This window comes from Aliiroseovarius subalbicans (genome assembly GCF_022678625.1).
In the GTDB taxonomy this organism is placed as follows: Bacteria; Pseudomonadota; Alphaproteobacteria; order Rhodobacterales; family Rhodobacteraceae; genus Aliiroseovarius_A; species Aliiroseovarius_A subalbicans.
The window spans coordinates 1,372,053-1,387,298 of sequence record NZ_JALBYQ010000001.1; the positions used below are offsets into that span (position 1 = coordinate 1,372,053).

The 15,246-nt window shown below is 56.9% G+C and carries 14 protein-coding genes; 8 read left to right on the top strand and 6 right to left on the bottom strand.

Annotation, left to right across the window (positions count from 1 at the left end; genetic code table 11):
* Positions 1 to 149: 149 nt before the first annotated feature.
* From MN188_RS06885 to MN188_RS06900, 4 genes are all read right to left on the bottom strand, one after another.
* Positions 150 to 347, bottom strand: coding sequence for a hypothetical protein (locus MN188_RS06885; RefSeq protein ID WP_035262952.1), 198 nt, complete (start codon positions 345 to 347; stop codon positions 150 to 152).
* 320 nt (positions 348 to 667) lie between these two features.
* Positions 668 to 1,960, bottom strand: coding sequence for a type II toxin-antitoxin system HipA family toxin (locus tag MN188_RS06890; RefSeq protein ID WP_242106908.1), 1,293 nt, complete (start codon positions 1,958 to 1,960; stop codon positions 668 to 670).
* Positions 1,960 to 2,205, bottom strand: coding sequence for a helix-turn-helix domain-containing protein (locus MN188_RS06895; RefSeq protein ID WP_036560649.1), 246 nt, complete (start codon positions 2,203 to 2,205; stop codon positions 1,960 to 1,962). Before MN188_RS06895 ends, MN188_RS06890 begins: the two co-directional genes overlap by 1 nt.
* A gap of 97 nt (positions 2,206 to 2,302) precedes the next feature.
* Positions 2,303 to 3,166, bottom strand: a complete 864-nt coding sequence (locus MN188_RS06900) for a hypothetical protein (protein WP_242106910.1) — start codon at positions 3,164 to 3,166, stop codon at positions 2,303 to 2,305.
* Between the two features lie 560 nt (positions 3,167 to 3,726).
* On the opposite strand from MN188_RS06900, the gene MN188_RS06905 reads away from it, so the two are divergent.
* Positions 3,727 to 3,942, top strand: coding sequence for a hypothetical protein (locus tag MN188_RS06905; protein ID WP_242106912.1), 216 nt, complete (start codon positions 3,727 to 3,729; stop codon positions 3,940 to 3,942).
* Between the two features lie 552 nt (positions 3,943 to 4,494).
* On the opposite strand, the gene MN188_RS06910 is transcribed toward MN188_RS06905, so the two are convergent.
* Together MN188_RS06910 and MN188_RS06915 are read right to left on the bottom strand one after the other, a co-directional pair.
* Positions 4,495 to 5,733 carry an L-rhamnose isomerase gene (locus MN188_RS06910; protein WP_242106914.1) on the bottom strand — a complete coding sequence of 413 codons (1,239 nt, stop codon included), beginning with the start codon at positions 5,731 to 5,733 and terminating at the stop codon, positions 4,495 to 4,497.
* 22 nt (positions 5,734 to 5,755) lie between these two features.
* Positions 5,756 to 7,858 carry a bifunctional rhamnulose-1-phosphate aldolase/short-chain dehydrogenase gene (locus MN188_RS06915; protein ID WP_242106916.1) on the bottom strand — a complete coding sequence of 701 codons (2,103 nt, stop codon included), beginning with the start codon at positions 7,856 to 7,858 and terminating at the stop codon, positions 5,756 to 5,758.
* Positions 7,859 to 8,045: 187 nt separating this feature from the next.
* Between MN188_RS06915 and MN188_RS06920 the strand changes: the two genes are divergently transcribed.
* The 7 genes from MN188_RS06920 (at position 8,046) to MN188_RS06950 (ending at position 15,172) form a co-directional block, all read left to right on the top strand.
* Positions 8,046 to 8,858 carry a DeoR/GlpR family DNA-binding transcription regulator gene (locus MN188_RS06920; protein WP_242107472.1) on the top strand — a complete coding sequence of 271 codons (813 nt, stop codon included), beginning with the start codon at positions 8,046 to 8,048 and terminating at the stop codon, positions 8,856 to 8,858.
* A 25-nt stretch (positions 8,859 to 8,883) separates the two neighbouring features.
* Positions 8,884 to 9,879, top strand: coding sequence for a rhamnose ABC transporter substrate-binding protein (rhaS, locus tag MN188_RS06925; protein WP_242106918.1), 996 nt, complete (start codon positions 8,884 to 8,886; stop codon positions 9,877 to 9,879).
* A gap of 80 nt (positions 9,880 to 9,959) precedes the next feature.
* A complete protein-coding gene (locus MN188_RS06930; protein ID WP_242106920.1) occupies positions 9,960 to 11,507 on the top strand; it encodes a sugar ABC transporter ATP-binding protein in 1,548 nt (515 codons plus the stop codon).
* Positions 11,504 to 12,484, top strand: a complete 981-nt coding sequence (locus MN188_RS06935) for an ABC transporter permease (RefSeq protein ID WP_242106922.1) — start codon at positions 11,504 to 11,506, stop codon at positions 12,482 to 12,484. The genes MN188_RS06930 and MN188_RS06935 overlap by 4 nt, the downstream gene beginning before the upstream one ends.
* On the top strand, positions 12,481 to 13,482 hold the full coding sequence (locus MN188_RS06940; RefSeq protein WP_242106924.1) for an ABC transporter permease: 1,002 nt from the start codon (positions 12,481 to 12,483) through the stop codon (positions 13,480 to 13,482). Before MN188_RS06935 ends, MN188_RS06940 begins: the two co-directional genes overlap by 4 nt.
* Entirely contained in the window at positions 13,479 to 13,796 is a 318-nt protein-coding gene (gene rhaM / locus MN188_RS06945; protein ID WP_242106926.1) for an L-rhamnose mutarotase, read from the top strand. Before MN188_RS06940 ends, rhaM begins: the two co-directional genes overlap by 4 nt.
* Positions 13,793 to 15,172, top strand: a complete 1,380-nt coding sequence (locus MN188_RS06950; protein WP_242106927.1) for an FGGY-family carbohydrate kinase — start codon at positions 13,793 to 13,795, stop codon at positions 15,170 to 15,172. The genes rhaM and MN188_RS06950 overlap by 4 nt, the downstream gene beginning before the upstream one ends.
* Positions 15,173 to 15,246 lie beyond the last annotated feature (74 nt).

The window sequence follows — 15,246 nt, forward strand, 5'->3', positions numbered from 1 at the left end:
ATACATCCTTACAGTCCGGCCGATAGCGAAGTGAATAAGGCAGAAATCAATCGGCCATGCCTACGAAATTTCACCTGAAAGCCGAACTACAGCTTAGCTCTATCGCCCCCGAAGAAAGCCAGGGCAGGAAACCCGCCCTGGCGCTGAGGTCACTCGGTGACCGGATCTTCATCACGGCGCGGAAATGCGACCATTTCGACGTCAGGGAACATGCTGTGCTTGACGTTGATCGACGTGATGTTGCCGCTGTCGTCGGTGTTGACGAAGAGGACGCCGCAGCGGTCCCAGAAGTTCTTGCCGTCTTTTTCGCCGGATTTGACGTTCAGTTTCAGAGTTTGAGTAGCCATTTTTTGATCCTCGCTTTGAGTGTTTCGATGAACATGACCAAAGCTGGCACCAAGGGGCTGTCAGCGAGAAACTTGCCTCGCGAGGAATGCGCTGGCGCAGGGGAATTTTCTTATTGAAGCGGGGCTTGCCCCGCGTCTGACACGGATGCCCGCTTATGTTCAGCAATCAGAAACACGGCATTGAGGATCTGAGCTTGGCTACCCGTCTCTGAGCTAGCCGATCAAGACGAGCATGGAAAATCCAAGAGCTGCATCGGGACAGCAGATTGCTCGAAGCCAATATGATCTACCGATCATAAATCGGAAATATGATCTGCGGATCATACGGCATGAAAGGCAATCGCCCGACGTCGTATGCCAGCGGCAATGGCTTCCGCCAATGGCTGTGGGAACCCATACGGCAAGTCTGCGAGTGTCTTGTCCAAGGCGGGTTCAAGTTCTGCCGCGATGTCCGACAAGACTTCTTCAGCCAGCACCACACCAAAACCAGCCGCCTTTGCAGCCTGCGGGAAATGGCGCGGCACCACCTCATTGATCCGATAGTGCCCGTCGACCGCCATCGCGAGACGCATCCGGTTTTGGCGAATTTGACCGTCATCCACGGCTTTTTGTGCGCTCAGCACGTCATAAAGCGGGGTCAAAAGGAAACCGCCAGGGCGCAATGCAATACTGAAATTCTTGGCGTGCCCGTCCGTCGCGCCCAACAACCAAAACAGCACCTGCGCGCGGAAAAAGGCGCGTTGATCTTCGTCAGGGTCATCACTGCCCTGCAGCAGCCCGATCCCTTCGGTGATCCCTGGCCCGCCATCCATTTGGTATTTTTGACTGGGTGGGACTGAGAGCGCTTGGCAAAAGTCTTCCTGCGGGAGGCGGATCAACCGGCCATCTTTGGTCCAGCGCCGATCGAACCGGGTCACAACAAGGCTCCGCACGTCCTCGAAGTCGGCAATCTCGACTTCAGCCACATCCATGCCCATGGCCCGACAGAGGTTCATGCAGAAAAACTCGTTCTCAACACTGTCAGACAAATCGATCCCTGCGGGCAGAACGCCAAGCTGCGTCTTGAGGATATGGGTTGTTGGGGTGAGCCCCGATGGACGGATCCACGCGCCCTCGTGGCGTAGCAGCGCCGTTTTTTCCTGCGCCCCTGCGATAGAAATGCGGAAGTCGTCTTCCTCATCTAAGCCTAGCGGAGCGTTTGCGAGGTTGCGTAACATATCCGCAACCTGTGCCTCTGAAACGGGCTCTCCCTCGAGTGCGCCAAACTCGGGGATCTCGCCCGAAACGAACTGCAAGGCCCCTACGCAATCGCGCCCGATTTTCTCCAGCATGTGCCAGGCGTCCGTACCGCCTGCACGCACCCGAGCGGCTACGCGTTCGCGTATCGCCTGATTGTCGGGCAACAGGTTTTCCAGGTAGGCAATGACAGGGCCACCTTGGTGCGCCTCTTCGCGCAAAGGCAGGGATAGAGAGATGGGCATGGCGTGTTCCCACGACAGCCAGTCCGGATCATAGGTGAAGTTGATTGCGCCCGAGCTTGCGAGACGCAAAGCCCCCACCAACTTTCCATTCAGAAGCACCTGCATAGTGCCGCTACGCCCGCGTTTGGCCATCAGAAGATATCCTCGATTTCAAGCGAGCCACCGCGCTCCACCAATCGGAACTCAAGCCCAAGTGCCGCCATGACAGCGAGCACTGTGGCGAGCTTGGTTCCCGCATCGCCATTCTCCAGCGACGAGATTGTCGCGACGCGCAAATTCGTACGCGCGCTAATGTCGCTTTGGGTCCAGCCGCGCGCTTTGCGCGTCCGGCGAAGTGCCTCGCCGATCTGCTCGGCCGTTCGTGCTGTGAGGTCCATGATGCAGCTCCTTTTACGGCGTAGCGTAAATCAAAATAAATTACGCTGCAACGTAAATATTTCAATTTTATGCCACAGCGTAACATGCGAGCTACACTCACGCCTGCAGCCCCGCAGCGCGGACCTGATCGGGCGTCACCAGTTTTGACGCAATCAAATCCTCGATCTGTCGGTTAGTGATGTGGCGGCACAGAGGATGACGCTCGTGAATCCATTCGGCGAGGCTCGCTCGGCCTTTGGCTTCGGCCTCTCGCGCCTTCTCGCGGTCGGCCCGCACCTGGGCAAGCCCCTTCTCCCACCGGCGCATCTTGAACCAGTTGTCCGAGAAACAGACCTTGCTGCGCGTGTAGCCCTCGCTTTCCTTCGCATAGGCTTTGACAGCCTGAAGCAGGTCATCGGGCCCCACACCGGCTTTCACGGCCGCTGCGATCAGCTGCAGAGTCGTTCTCTGGTCTCGGATCCTGTCTTCGGGATAAGTCGCCAAGATCTTCTCAGCTTCAAGATCTTCAACCTCCTCCGCCGCCTCGCGCCTGCGCGTAGGTGGTTTATGGATGGTTTTAGGATGGTTTGGGGTCCACCGTGAACCCCGTACCCCGTTCACCGTGGACCCCGTGCCGGGTTCAGGCTGGACGGGGTTCACAGTGACCCCCGTCTCGATTTCGGGCTCAGCCGTGGGCTCGAGCGCGGCCACGCGTTCCAGAACGATGCGGTAAATGACGGTGTAGCCGTTCTTGCACTGCCGCCGCCCCGTCTCGATCAAAATGCCTTCGCGGAGGAAGTCGATGATGGTGCGCTTCACCGTGCTCTCGCTGAGCTCAGTGTGGCGCTGGATGGTCCCCTTGGAGCACCAGATGCCTGAGCCATCATCGCTCGCCTTATCGGCCAGGAACATGATGATCTGCTTGCGCGCGGCGCTGCCAAAGCGGCGCTCGGCGCATTCATTTGCGATGCGCCAGCTCATTGGATCACCTCACCAGTCAGAGGCCACGAAAAAGCCGACTGAGCATTTGCGATGCGACTCCGGCTCGTGCTAATGTGCTGCGAAAGCTGACAGGCTTTTTCTATTTGGCCCCGGTTCACAGTTGCTGCTGTGACGGGGCCTTTTTCGTTTTGAACCGGCGAATTTGGCTTTGAAACTTTCGCTTTTTGTTCACTTTTTGTCAGGGGGTATTTTGTACCTGTAAGACGTTGTTTTTGCTGTCTCTCTTTCTGGATTGCAAATCCGTGTACACCGGTTCGATTCCGGTACTCGCCTCCATTTCCTTTCAATGACATATGCTATGTGCCGGTCACTGGGAGGGTTTTTGTCTTCCCAAGCGGAAATTTGCGATCCAGAAAGCGCGGCAAATGGTCATTCAGCCAGCAGTCGGCAGGAAATCGCTATCATTACCTCCCCGAACAAGCAGAGCTTTGCTGGCCCTTTTGACCGACCTTTTATCGTAATCAGTTCACCGTATGAAGGACCATAGGCGCTGACGTCAGACAGTGCTGATTTCCGAACCTCTCACAAAAGAGAAACCAATGAAAAACCTTTTCCTCTCCAGCGCAGTAGTCAGCCTTATCGCGTCTCCGTTGTTCGCAGGGCATGCCAACCCCTGGGCCTCAGAGAATGATGCAATAAACAGCCAATTTCACGAGATAAACCTTGCACAGAGTGTAGACACACCAGGTGAAGATGAAATGCTGGGAAACATGGTGCAAACTGCGCGTGGAAAGCTGGATAGCGACAAAAGCTAAAGTAGAAACGCTGGGTAACTGCGACTTGAGCACGTAGTTACCTGACATCTGCTAGAATTTGGTCCCGGGGGTCATCTTGAGCGCGGGAAAACGCACATTCAAATGCGTGTTCACAGCCAGTCTTGTTTTGAATTTTTGATTTAAATGGTGCCGGGGGCGGAGCCACATTCTAAAGCTAAACGCCTGTAGTTCATTGCAAATAAATCTCCTGAAATCCGCAATGCCCCCAATAATGCCCCCAATGAAAAGTCTATTTGCCAGAAAACGAACCTTGTTGAGAGTATCATTGCGTCCAATTACTCGTGAACGCCTGCTTGGTCGTCTGTATCTCTAGGTGTGCCCAGTTTCCAATGTTGCAACATCATCCGATAGCCGACATCCGCGCATCGCGCAGAAATCGGCACTTTGGCTCACACAGCAGACCTTCGCCGCACCAAATTCCCATGACTGCTATGCGGGACTAAGCTGCCGAAGTACGATTTGTCTCGATTGTCGGCTCCCCGACCCAAAGCTGCCGCTCGAAATCGCCAAACACGTTGCATTGCAGCATACTCAGCCGCGACCGGCGACACTTGCTTGGTATCGGTTAAGGTCCGAGGCAAGAGATTGGCCGGAAGGGACGCCCAACCGTTCGCAGAACTCTGCCCAGACGGTTGCATAAGGCAAGTCCTTGACCTCTTCGGTGACAACCAGTCGGGACGTGTAGTCGAGGGTGTTTTCCGCTGACTTCAGCCTATCCCAAGGGGCCAGTAGCGCACGCAAAAGTGCCTTTTGCATGTTGCGCGTTCCGATGACCCAAGCTGCTGTCCGGCTGATCGTTGCGTCAAAGAAATCAAGCCCGATATGGGTGCGTCCTAATAGATCGGCGCTCACCAGTTCCTGGGCCATCTGCAAGATCGCGTCGTCCAAAAGGATCACGTGGTCGCTGTCCCAGCGCATGGGGCGGCTGACGTGGAGTAGGATTTCATCGACGGACAATGCAACCGAGCTCAGTTTGTCGGCAACGTTCTCTGTCGGGTGGAAATGCCCCATGTCTAGGCACAACAAGGTTTCTTTGCGGATCGCGTAACCCATGTAGAATTCGTGGCTGCCGACAGTGCAGGCTTCCACGCCGATCCCGAATAACTTGCTTTCGACGGCATCCAGCATCTGCGCATTGTCGTGTTGCGTGGCCATCATCGCGTCGAGCGAATCTTCCAAACGCTGGCGCGGTGCCATCCGGTCAACGGGCGTGTCTTTGTAGCCATCGGGCACCCAGATGTTGTTCACGCAGGGCGTGCCAAGGGCCGCACCCATCTGGGCTGCAATATCGCGTGACCGTTTGCCGTGCTCGATCCAGAAATCGCGAATGCCCTGATCTGGATGGCTAAGCGTCAGGTTGTCGTCTGCCTTTTCGTGGGCAAAAAACGTCGGGTTGAAATCAAGGCCGAGGCCTTGGTCCTTCGCCCAATCGACCCAAGGTGCGAAGTGGCTGTACTCGATTTCGTCCCGGTCAGGGTTCTGGTCGGTATCAAGGTAGCACGCATGCAGGTTCAGCCGGTGCTTACCGGGGATCATGGAGTAGGAAAACTCAAGATCGGCGCGTAATTCGTCAGGCGTGCGGGCACGGCCGGGGTGGTTGCCTGTGGCCTGAATGCCGCCGCCGGAACTACCGGTTTTTTGCTCGAACCCGACGACGTCGTCCCCTTGCCAGCAATGCATGGAGATCGGGATGTCAGCCAGCCGGTTTAGTGCTGTTTCAGTATCTACGCCCCAGTCTGCAAAGGCGGCTTTCGCGCTGTCATAGCTCATGTCGTGTCCTCCCTTGGACGCCTTAGCGCGTGAACGCTTCTTTGTTGCCGGCATCGACGTTGATGATGTTGCCCGTGGATTTGGCCGACAGATCGGACGCAAGGAAATAGGCGGCTTCGGCGATGTCTTCTGGCAGCACAGAGCGCTTCAGCATGGAGCGATCGCGATACATCTCTTCCAGCCCGTCTTTGTCGGTTCCGTAGGTGCCTGCACGCTGGTCGAGCCATTCACCCTGCCAGATTTTGGATCCCTTCAAAACCGCATCAGGGTTCACGACATTTACCCGCACTCCCATCGGTGCGCCTTCCAGCGCAAGACACCGTGCGAGGTGAATCTCGGACGCTTTTGCAGTGCAATAGGCCGATGCATTGGGAGATGCAGCGAGACCGTTCTTAGAGGCCACGAACACAACCGCGCCGCCCATATCCTGAACCTTGAACAGCTTGAATGCCTCACGGCTGACAAGGAAATAGCCAGTCGAAAGGATCGACATGTTCTTATTCCAAAGATCAAGGCTGGTGTCCTCAATGGGGGCGGAACTGGCGATGCCCGCATTGGAAACGAGGATATCGACGCCACCAAATTCAGCGGCGACGTCATTGTAAGCCGATACAACGGCGTCCTCGCTCGTGACGTTCATGTTGACTGTGCGCACCACGTCTGCGGAGTATTCCGCGCTGAGGCCTTCGAAAGCCTCGGCGAGGGCCGCATCATCAATATCGGCCAACATTACGCAGGCCCCTTCGCGCAAGTATCTCTCTGCGGTGGCAGCCCCGATCCCACCGGCTCCTCCAGTTACCAATGCGACACGACCAGCCATGGATTTCGGCGCAGGCATCCGCTGGAGTTTGGCTTCTTCCAGAAGCCAGTATTCGATGTCGAAGGCTTCCTGTTCGGGCAGGCCTTGATATTCCGACACAGCATCCGATCCGCGCATCACGTTGATGGCGTTGACATAGAACTCACCCGAAATACGTGCAGTGGCTTTGTCTTTAGCGAAGGTAATCATGCCGACGCCCGGGATCAGATAGACCACCGCGTTGGGGTCGCGGATGGCGGGGCTGTCGTCGTGTTTGCAGCGATCATAATAGGCTTGATAGCCGACGCGGTATTCGGCGATAGCCTCATCGAGGCCAGCGATAGTTGCATCGACGTCCGGCTTCGCAGGATCAAAATCGACCACCAATGGGCAGATTTTCGTGCGCAGGAAGTGATCGGGGCAGGATGTGCCCAGGGCGGCAAGCCGCTCCATGTCTTTGGCGTTGACGAACTCCAGAACAGCGTCGCTGTCGGTGAAGTGGCCCACCATATGCTGCTGGCCGGACACATACCCACGGATCGCAGGCATCAGGCGCGCGGCGGTTGCGCGGCGTGTATCCGCATCAAGACTGGCGTGAACCACCCCGCCGAACGCATCCTTGCCAGCGGTTTCCTTGGCAAACCAATCCATTGCCGTCTGAATGACGTCCAGCGTCAGCTCATAGCAGTCCTTTGCGTCATCGGCCCAGGTGAACAACCCGTGGCTTTCCAGAACGACGCCCTTAGCATCTGGGTTCTTTTCGCAGAAATCCGACAGCCAAAGGCCCAATTCGTAACCGGGTTTCTTCCACGGCAACCAGCCGATGCTGTCACCGAAGATTTGCTGCGTCAACGCTTTGCTGTCCTTGGCCGCTGCGATCGCGATGATCGCATCGGGGTGCATGTGATCCACGTGTTTGGCTGGCACATAAGCATGAAGCGGCGTATCGATCGACGCCGCACGCGGGTTCAGGTTGAACGTGCAGTGGGGGAGATACGCGACCATCTCGTCTTCGAACCCAACTCCGCGATACAAACCCCGCAGGGCGTTCAGCTTGTCCATATAAAGCGTTGAAAAACCGTCCATCTTGATCGAACCAACGTCCCCACCAGATCCTTTGACCCACAGCACCTCCGTCGCATCACCCGTCAACGGATCATCTTGCATCACCTTCGCAGAGGTATTGCCGCCGCCGTAGTTGGTGATTCTCTTGTCCGACCCCAGCAGATTTGACCGGTACAACAGTTTCTCCGGCTCGCTCATCTTGCTGGCGTGGGCGGCATCCCATTTATTTTCAAGACGTTGTCTGTTTTTGGAAGAGGTCATGTGTGTCTCCGTGGACGGCGGGTTAGGACTAACTATTGGAAATCAACGTGACGGCAGGGCGTCAGCAAGTCAATCATTTTCAGTCATAAACAATCATGCTGCAGCGCAGAATGATTGAAGATGACAAAAAATGATTGACAAACTGTCGCGATTCGCCCCACGTTCAGAGCAATCAAAGGGACACCCCATGCACGAAAACGATCGCCACAGAGTCATCCTATCTGCCGTTCAAGACCGTTCACTTGTGACTGTCATTGACCTGTGCACGTTGACTGGCGCATCCGAAGCGACGGTGCGTCGTGACATCAATACGTTGGACGAGAAAAAGCAGCTGCGCCGGGTGCGCGGTGGTGCCGAAGCCCTGACGACGACGCCTTTTGTTGGCCTTGCCGGGCGACCATTTTCCGTTAACGAGACGCTGAACAGTGCTGAAAAGCAGGCGATTGCTGCCGCTGCTGTCGAACTATGTGAAGACGGTGAGCCGATCATCATCAATGGCGGTACAACAACTTTTCAGATGGTCCACCCGCTGGCATCGCGACGGATGCAGGTCTTTACCAATTCATTCCCGATCGCCGAACATCTGCTGAAGAACACCCAAAACACGGTGATGTTGTCAGGCGGGATCATTTACCGCGAACAAAACATCATCCTGTCGCCGTTTGATAATGACGTGACACGCAACTTCTACGCCAAGCGGATGTTCATGGGCGCGCAGGGCATCGGCCCGCTGGGCCTTATGGAAGGCGATCCATTGCTGATCCAGGCCGAACAAAAGCTGATTGGCCAAGCCGAAGAATTGATCGTTCTGGTGGACAGCACCAAGTTTGAACAACGCTCCAGCCTTGTGCTGTGCCCACTTGAGCGGATCGACACAATCATCACCGACGACAAGATCGACGACCGCACTGCGGCCATGTTGGAATCGGCGGATGTGACACTGATCGTGGTGCCCTCTAGCGCTGCGCAGAAAGAGGGGGTGGCGACTCTGCCAGCCTGACCACAACCACTCCAGGGAGGAAACCATGAGTGTACTGAAGAAACTGGCAGCATCTGCTGCAATGGCCGCCGCGATGATCGCCACGCCAGCATTTGCTCAAGATGATGTGCGCATCGCGCTGGTCGTCAAGGCGCTCGGAATTGGGTTCTTTGAAGCCGCCGCAGAAGGCGCAAAAGAAGCCGCAGCAGAGCTTGGCAATGTCGAGATTATTTATACCGGCCCAACCGATACAACCGCCGAAGGCCAGATCGAGGTGATCAACGCCCTTATCGCACAGCAGGTCGACGCGATTGCGATTTCAGCAAACGATACAGACGCATTGGTCCCCGCCCTGCAGCGCGCCATGCAGCGCGGTATCACGGTGATCAGCTGGGATTCCGGCGTGGCCCCCGAAGGCCGTCAGTTGCACCTGAACCCATCTTCCAATCCGCTGATCGGCAATATGATCATCAAGCTGGCGGCCGATCATCTGCCAGATGGCGGTGAAGTGGCTCTGCTTTCTGCAACAACCACATCGACAAACCAGAACATCTGGATCGACGAGATGATGGCCGTCATGGGCGACTACCCAGGCATCGACGTTGTCGCTACGGTCTACGGTGATGACCTCGCCGACAAATCCTACCGCGAAGCGACAGGTCTGATGCAGTCCTATCCTGATCTGGACGCGATCATTGCGCCGACTTCTGTTGGTATCGTGGCTGCGGCACAGGCTGTCGTGGACGCTGGTAAGGTCGGGGAAGTGAATGTCACCGGCCTTGGTCTGCCGTCTGAAATGGCGGGTGCCATTGAATCCGGCGCCTCGCAGTCCTTTGCCATCTGGAACCCGATTGATCTGGGCTATTCCGCGACGATGCTCGCTTATGAGCTGAGCCAGAACGGTGTCGAAGCCACCGCAGGTGCCGAAGTGCCAATGGGCCGCATGGGCAGCCTGACGCTGGATGAAAACAGCGAAGGCGCGATGGCGGACCCGTTCGTCTACGACGCAAGCAACATCGACCAGTTCAAGTCGATCTTCTAAAGCTTCTCCCTAGCTTGGTCCGGCGCTCCACTTGCGTCGGGCCGTATTACCCCAATCCCCAATCCTGAGAGAGTGTTCGGATGTCGACTCGCCCCGCGCCCCCCATATCGCCTGACGTGTCCCCTATGGTCTCGATGGACATGATCACCAAGACATTTCCCGGGGTTAAGGCCCTGGATGAGGTCAAACTGAACCTTTATCCGGGACAAGTGACCGCGCTAGTCGGTGAGAACGGCGCCGGAAAATCCACGACCGTTAAAATCCTGACAGGCATCTACCAGCCGAACGGCGGCACAATCCGCATCGACGGCGACTCTATTTCCTTTGCCTCCCCGAATGACGCCGCAAAAGCGGGCATCACGGCCATCCATCAAGAGACCGTTCTGTTCGATGAGCTTTCCGTGGCAGAGAACATTTACATCGGCCACGCCCCTCGCATGCGGTTCGGTCTTATTGATACCGCGCAAATGCACCGCTCGGCCGCCAAGCTGCTGGCCCACATTGGCGCGCCCTTCAGTTCCCACACCCATTTGCGCGACTTAGGTATTGCCAACAAACACCTCGTGGCGATTGCCCGCGCTTTATCTGTGGACGCGCGCGTGGTCATCATGGACGAGCCAACTGCGGCCCTCTCCCACAAAGAAATCGAAGAGCTGTATGAGCTGGTCGAAACTTTGAAGTCACAAGGCAAAGCGATCCTGTTCATCAGCCACAAGTTCGATGAGATCTTCCGCATCGCCGACCGTTACACCGTGTTTCGCGATGGCGCCTTTGTTGGCGATGGCAGGATCGACGACATCTCCGAAGGCGATCTTGTGACGATGATGGTCGGACGATCCGTCGATCAGATTTTCCCGCAAAGCGACCACGACATTGGCGACGAAGTCCTGAAAGTCGTGGGATATGAACATCCGACCGAATTCGCCGACATCAATTTCAGCCTCAACAAGGGCGAAATCCTCGGCTTCTATGGCCTCGTTGGCGCTGGCCGATCCGAGTTCATGCAAGCCCTGTTCGGGATCACCAAACCCTCCAAAGGAGTGTGCCGGGTCAATGGCGACATCAAGGTGATCCGGTCTCCGGCGGACGCGGTATCCAACGGGATCGTCTATGTCCCAGAGGATCGCGGCAAACAGGGTGCGGTCATTGGTTTGCCCATCTTCCAAAATATTACCTTGCCGTCCTTGAGCAAGACATCCCGAAGTGGCTTCTTGAAGCTCGCCGAAGAATTCAAACTTGCACGCGAGTATTCGCAGCGGCTGGACCTCCGGGCGGCATCTCTTGATCAAGACGTCGGCAATCTGTCAGGCGGAAATCAGCAAAAGGTCGTCATTGCCAAATGGCTGGCGACCCAGCCTCAGGTGATCATCTTGGACGAACCCACCAAGGGTATCGACATCGGATCCAAGGCGGCCGTGCATGAATTCATGTCCGAACTGGCCGCGCAGGGCCTGTCTGTCATCATGGTCAGCTCTGAAATCCCCGAAATCATCGGCATGTCAGATCGTGTTATCGTCATGCGTGACGGACGTATCGCCGCCGAACTGACGAAAGACGAACTGTCCCCTGAAACCCTCGTGCGCCACGCCGCGGGGATTACATCACCAACCGAAGGGGCCGCAGCATGACCCGTCTTATCCCAGTGCGCGAAACGATCTTGGGGGCCGCCATTTTGGTGCTCCTCCTTCTGGTTTCATCTCGCTTCGCAGGCTTTGTCGCCCCCTCAAATCTGGCCAATGTGTTCAACGATACAGCCCCGTTGATCATCCTCGCGCTTGGACAAATGGTCGTGATCCTGACCCGCTGTATTGACTTGTCGGTCGCCGCGAACCTCGCACTTACGGGTATGGCCGTGGCGATGATCAATGTCGCGATGCCTGGCCTGCCGATCCCTGTGATTATCGCGATTGCTGTTCTACTGGGTGCGATCATGGGTGCGATCAACGGCGTGCTGGTCTGGAAACTCGCCATCCCTCCTATCGTTGTGACGCTCGGCACGATGACCATCTTCCGCGGCATTATCTTTTTGATCTCTGACGGCAAGTGGGTGAATTCCCACGAAATGTCACCCGCCTTCACCGACTTCCCGCGCATGGTTCTGCTGGGCCTGCCCGTGTTGTCATGGGCCGCGATCATCACGATCATCCTGTTTGGGATCATGATGGCGCGCACACAGTTCGGGCGCTCCATTTTCGCAGTTGGTGGCAACCCACATGCTGCCGTATACACGGGTATTGACGTTGGCAAGACACAGTTCTGGGCCTTCGTCGTATCCGGCGCTTTGGCCGGCCTGACCGGATACCTCTGGGTGTCGCGATTTGCGGTGGCCTATGTCGATATCGCGGGCGGGTTCGAGCTTGAGGTCGTGGCCGCCTGCGTCATCGGTGGCATCTCCATCGCTGGTGGGGTCGGGTCAGTCGGCGGCGCGGTGCTGGGCGCGATCTTCCTTGGCGTCGTCAAGAATGCACTTCCGGTCGTGAATATCTCGCCTTTCTGGCAGCTCGCCATCTCTGGCAGCGCGATCCTGATCGCCGTCGCCTTCAATGCGCGAGCGGGCCGCACTAAGGGCCGCATCATCCTTAAGACTGCGGAGGCCACCCAATGACGGATGCAACCCAAACCCGCCATGTCCCCGACCGCCTGAACAGCCGCGCGACGCGGATCTTCAAGAGTTGGGAGGCCTTGTTGCTGGCCGTGGCCATTGCGATATTCGTGATCAACAGCTTTGCCTCTCCCTATTTCCTGAGCGCGTGGAACCTGTCTGATGCGACATTCAACTTCACTGAAAAGGCAATGATCGCCTTCGCAATGGCGCTGCTGATCATCTCAGGCGAAATTGACCTGTCTGTCGCATCCATCATCGCGCTGGCAAGCACGGCGATGGGCCTTGCTCTTCAATACGGGGCAGGCACGCCGGAGCTTGTTATCATCGGTTTGACGGTAGGTGTGCTCTGCGGTGCATTTAACGGGTTCTTCGTCACGGTGCTCGGCTTGCCGTCAATCGTAGTGACAATTGGCACCATGAGCCTGTTCCGCGGCATCAGTTTCATCATCCTTGGCGATGATGCATTCCGTGGATATCCATCCAGCTTTTCATGGTTCGGACAAGGCTACATCTATTGGGTCTTCACGGTCGAAATGCTGCTCTTCGTTATCATCGCGATTATCTACGGCGTGCTTTTGCACAAGACCAACTTTGGCCGTGCCGTATATGCCATCGGCAACAACCCCACCGGTGCATTGTTCAGCGGCATTCGTGTGCAACGCGTCAAGTTCATCCTGTTCCTGCTGACGGGCCTGATGTCCGGCATCGCAGCGGTCTGCCTGACGTCGCGCCTTGGGTCGACGCGGCCCAGCATCGCGACGGGGATGGAGCTTGAGGTTGTAACAATGGTTGTCCTTGGCGGCGTCAATATCCTTGGTGGGTCTGGCACGATCCCAGGTGTGGTCATCGCTGCATTCGTGATGGGGTTGGTCACGTTCGGGCTCGGCCTCTTGAACGTTCCCGGTATCGTGATGTCGATCTTTATTGGCCTGCTTTTGATCGGGGTCATTGCCCTGCCGCGCCTTTGGGCGATGGCTGCCGCACGGCGCACGTCATGAGCGAGCGATACGTCTTTCGCATGCGGCTGAACGATGGGATGGCTGCGGAATACAAGCGTCGGCATGATGCGATTTGGCCCGAGCTTGTTGACTTGCTTCACGATGCCGGTGTCAGCGACTATTCGATCCATCTGGACGAGGAAACGCGCCACCTCATTGGCTTCCTGACCCGCACGGACGATCATATTATGGAAGCGTTGCCCGACCATCCTGTCATGCAGAAATGGTGGGCCTATATGGGGGACATCATGGAAACGAACGAGGATAACTCGCCCGTCTCCGTGCCCCTCACACCGCTGTTTCACTTGCCATGACCGCGCCGCGCCACATTGCTGTCATCGATATCGGTAAGACCAACGCGAAGCTCGCGCTGGTCGATTTGTCGAGCCTGACAGAAATGGCCGTTGTCACGCGCCCGAACATCGTACAACCCACCCCCCCATATCCGCATTATGACGTCGATGGGCACTGGGCATTCCTTCTGGATGCTTTGGCGCAGTTCCACCGCGATCACCGTGTCGACGCGATTTCCGTGACGACCCACGGCGCCTGTACCGCGCTGCTCGATTCCACAGGCGCACTGGCTGCGCCCATTCTGGACTACGAGCACACCTACCCCGCTGAGGTCGTTGATGCTTACGATGCGATCAAACCCGACTTTGCCCAGACCGGATCGCCCAAGCTTGCGGGTGGCCTGAACATTGGCGCGCAACTGCATTGGCTTTTTACCACCGATCCAACGCTCAAAGAACGCACCGCCCAAATCGTGACCTACCCGCAATACTGGGGGCATCGCCTGACGGGCGTGACCGCGACGGATGTCACATCCATCGGCTGCCATACAGATCTGTGGAACCCTCATAAAGGGACGTTCTCGGACCTGCCGGCAAAGCTCGGTGTTCGCGACAAAATCGCACCCGTTCGTCGCCCCAGCGACATCTTGGGTCCGATTTTGCCAGAGATTGCAAAGGCCACCGGCCTTGTGCCCGACACGCCTGTTTGCGTCGGCATCCACGACTCTAACGCCTCGCTCTATCCGCACGTTGTTTCGCAGAACGGGCCAGCCTCTGTTGTGTCGACGGGGACTTGGGTGATCGTGATGTCAATGAAAGCGGGCGGGGCGGCTACACTCGATCCAGCCCGTGATACCCTCGTCAACGTCAACGCGCGCGAACAAGCGGTGGCCAGCGCGCGCTTCATGGGCGGACGTGAGTATGAAGTGATTCAGCAAGGCCAACAGGTCGACCCAACGGAACAAGACTTGATGGCAGTGCTGGACGGGGACTGCATGCTCTTGCCATCGGTTGAAATCGGTGCAGGGCCGTTTCAGGGGCGTCAAATGCAATGGCACAGCGGTGAACCGAAGGCGGGATCTGGCCAACGCTCGGCCGCACTCTCGTTCTACCTCGCTCTGATGACAGGCACCTGCCTGAAACTCGTCGGGGGGGCCGGCCCCACGATCGTGGAAGGCCCTTTCGCAAGAAACCCCGAATACCTCGCCATGCTGCATGCCGTCACGGCACGCCCGGTTCTCACGAACGCAGCCGTCACGGGAACGAGCATCGGCGCGGCCATGTTGTTCAGCGATGATGAGTTTCCACCTGAGCTTGACCAAGTCGAAACAAAATTGCCTTTGGACAGACTGAGGGCTTACGCCGATCTGTGGTCGGGGCTGGCAGGCGCCGAGTAACCGTATGCTGCACCGAGTGGCGTCTCAGGTCAAAAATGGTTGCAGGGTCGATGTCTATCGCTTTGGCTGTTGAA

Coding starts and splice junctions, on each gene's coding strand:
- rhaM (WP_242106926.1), top strand. CDS start 13,479: ATGAGCGAGCGATACGTCTTTCGCATGCGGCTGAACGATGGGATGGCT.
- MN188_RS06920 (WP_242107472.1), top strand. CDS start 8,046: ATGCACGAAAACGATCGCCACAGAGTCATCCTATCTGCCGTTCAAGAC.
- MN188_RS06900 (WP_242106910.1), bottom strand. CDS start 3,166: ATGAGCTGGCGCATCGCAAATGAATGCGCCGAGCGCCGCTTTGGCAGC.
- MN188_RS06950 (WP_242106927.1), top strand. CDS start 13,793: ATGACCGCGCCGCGCCACATTGCTGTCATCGATATCGGTAAGACCAAC.
- MN188_RS06890 (WP_242106908.1), bottom strand. CDS start 1,960: ATGGCCAAACGCGGGCGTAGCGGCACTATGCAGGTGCTTCTGAATGGA.
- rhaS (WP_242106918.1), top strand. CDS start 8,884: ATGAGTGTACTGAAGAAACTGGCAGCATCTGCTGCAATGGCCGCCGCG.
- MN188_RS06940 (WP_242106924.1), top strand. CDS start 12,481: ATGACGGATGCAACCCAAACCCGCCATGTCCCCGACCGCCTGAACAGC.
- MN188_RS06910 (WP_242106914.1), bottom strand. CDS start 5,733: ATGAGCTATGACAGCGCGAAAGCCGCCTTTGCAGACTGGGGCGTAGAT.
- MN188_RS06935 (WP_242106922.1), top strand. CDS start 11,504: ATGACCCGTCTTATCCCAGTGCGCGAAACGATCTTGGGGGCCGCCATT.
- MN188_RS06930 (WP_242106920.1), top strand. CDS start 9,960: ATGTCGACTCGCCCCGCGCCCCCCATATCGCCTGACGTGTCCCCTATG.
- MN188_RS06885 (WP_035262952.1), bottom strand. CDS start 347: ATGGCTACTCAAACTCTGAAACTGAACGTCAAATCCGGCGAAAAAGAC.
- MN188_RS06905 (WP_242106912.1), top strand. CDS start 3,727: ATGAAAAACCTTTTCCTCTCCAGCGCAGTAGTCAGCCTTATCGCGTCT.
- MN188_RS06915 (WP_242106916.1), bottom strand. CDS start 7,858: ATGACCTCTTCCAAAAACAGACAACGTCTTGAAAATAAATGGGATGCC.
- MN188_RS06895 (WP_036560649.1), bottom strand. CDS start 2,205: ATGGACCTCACAGCACGAACGGCCGAGCAGATCGGCGAGGCACTTCGC.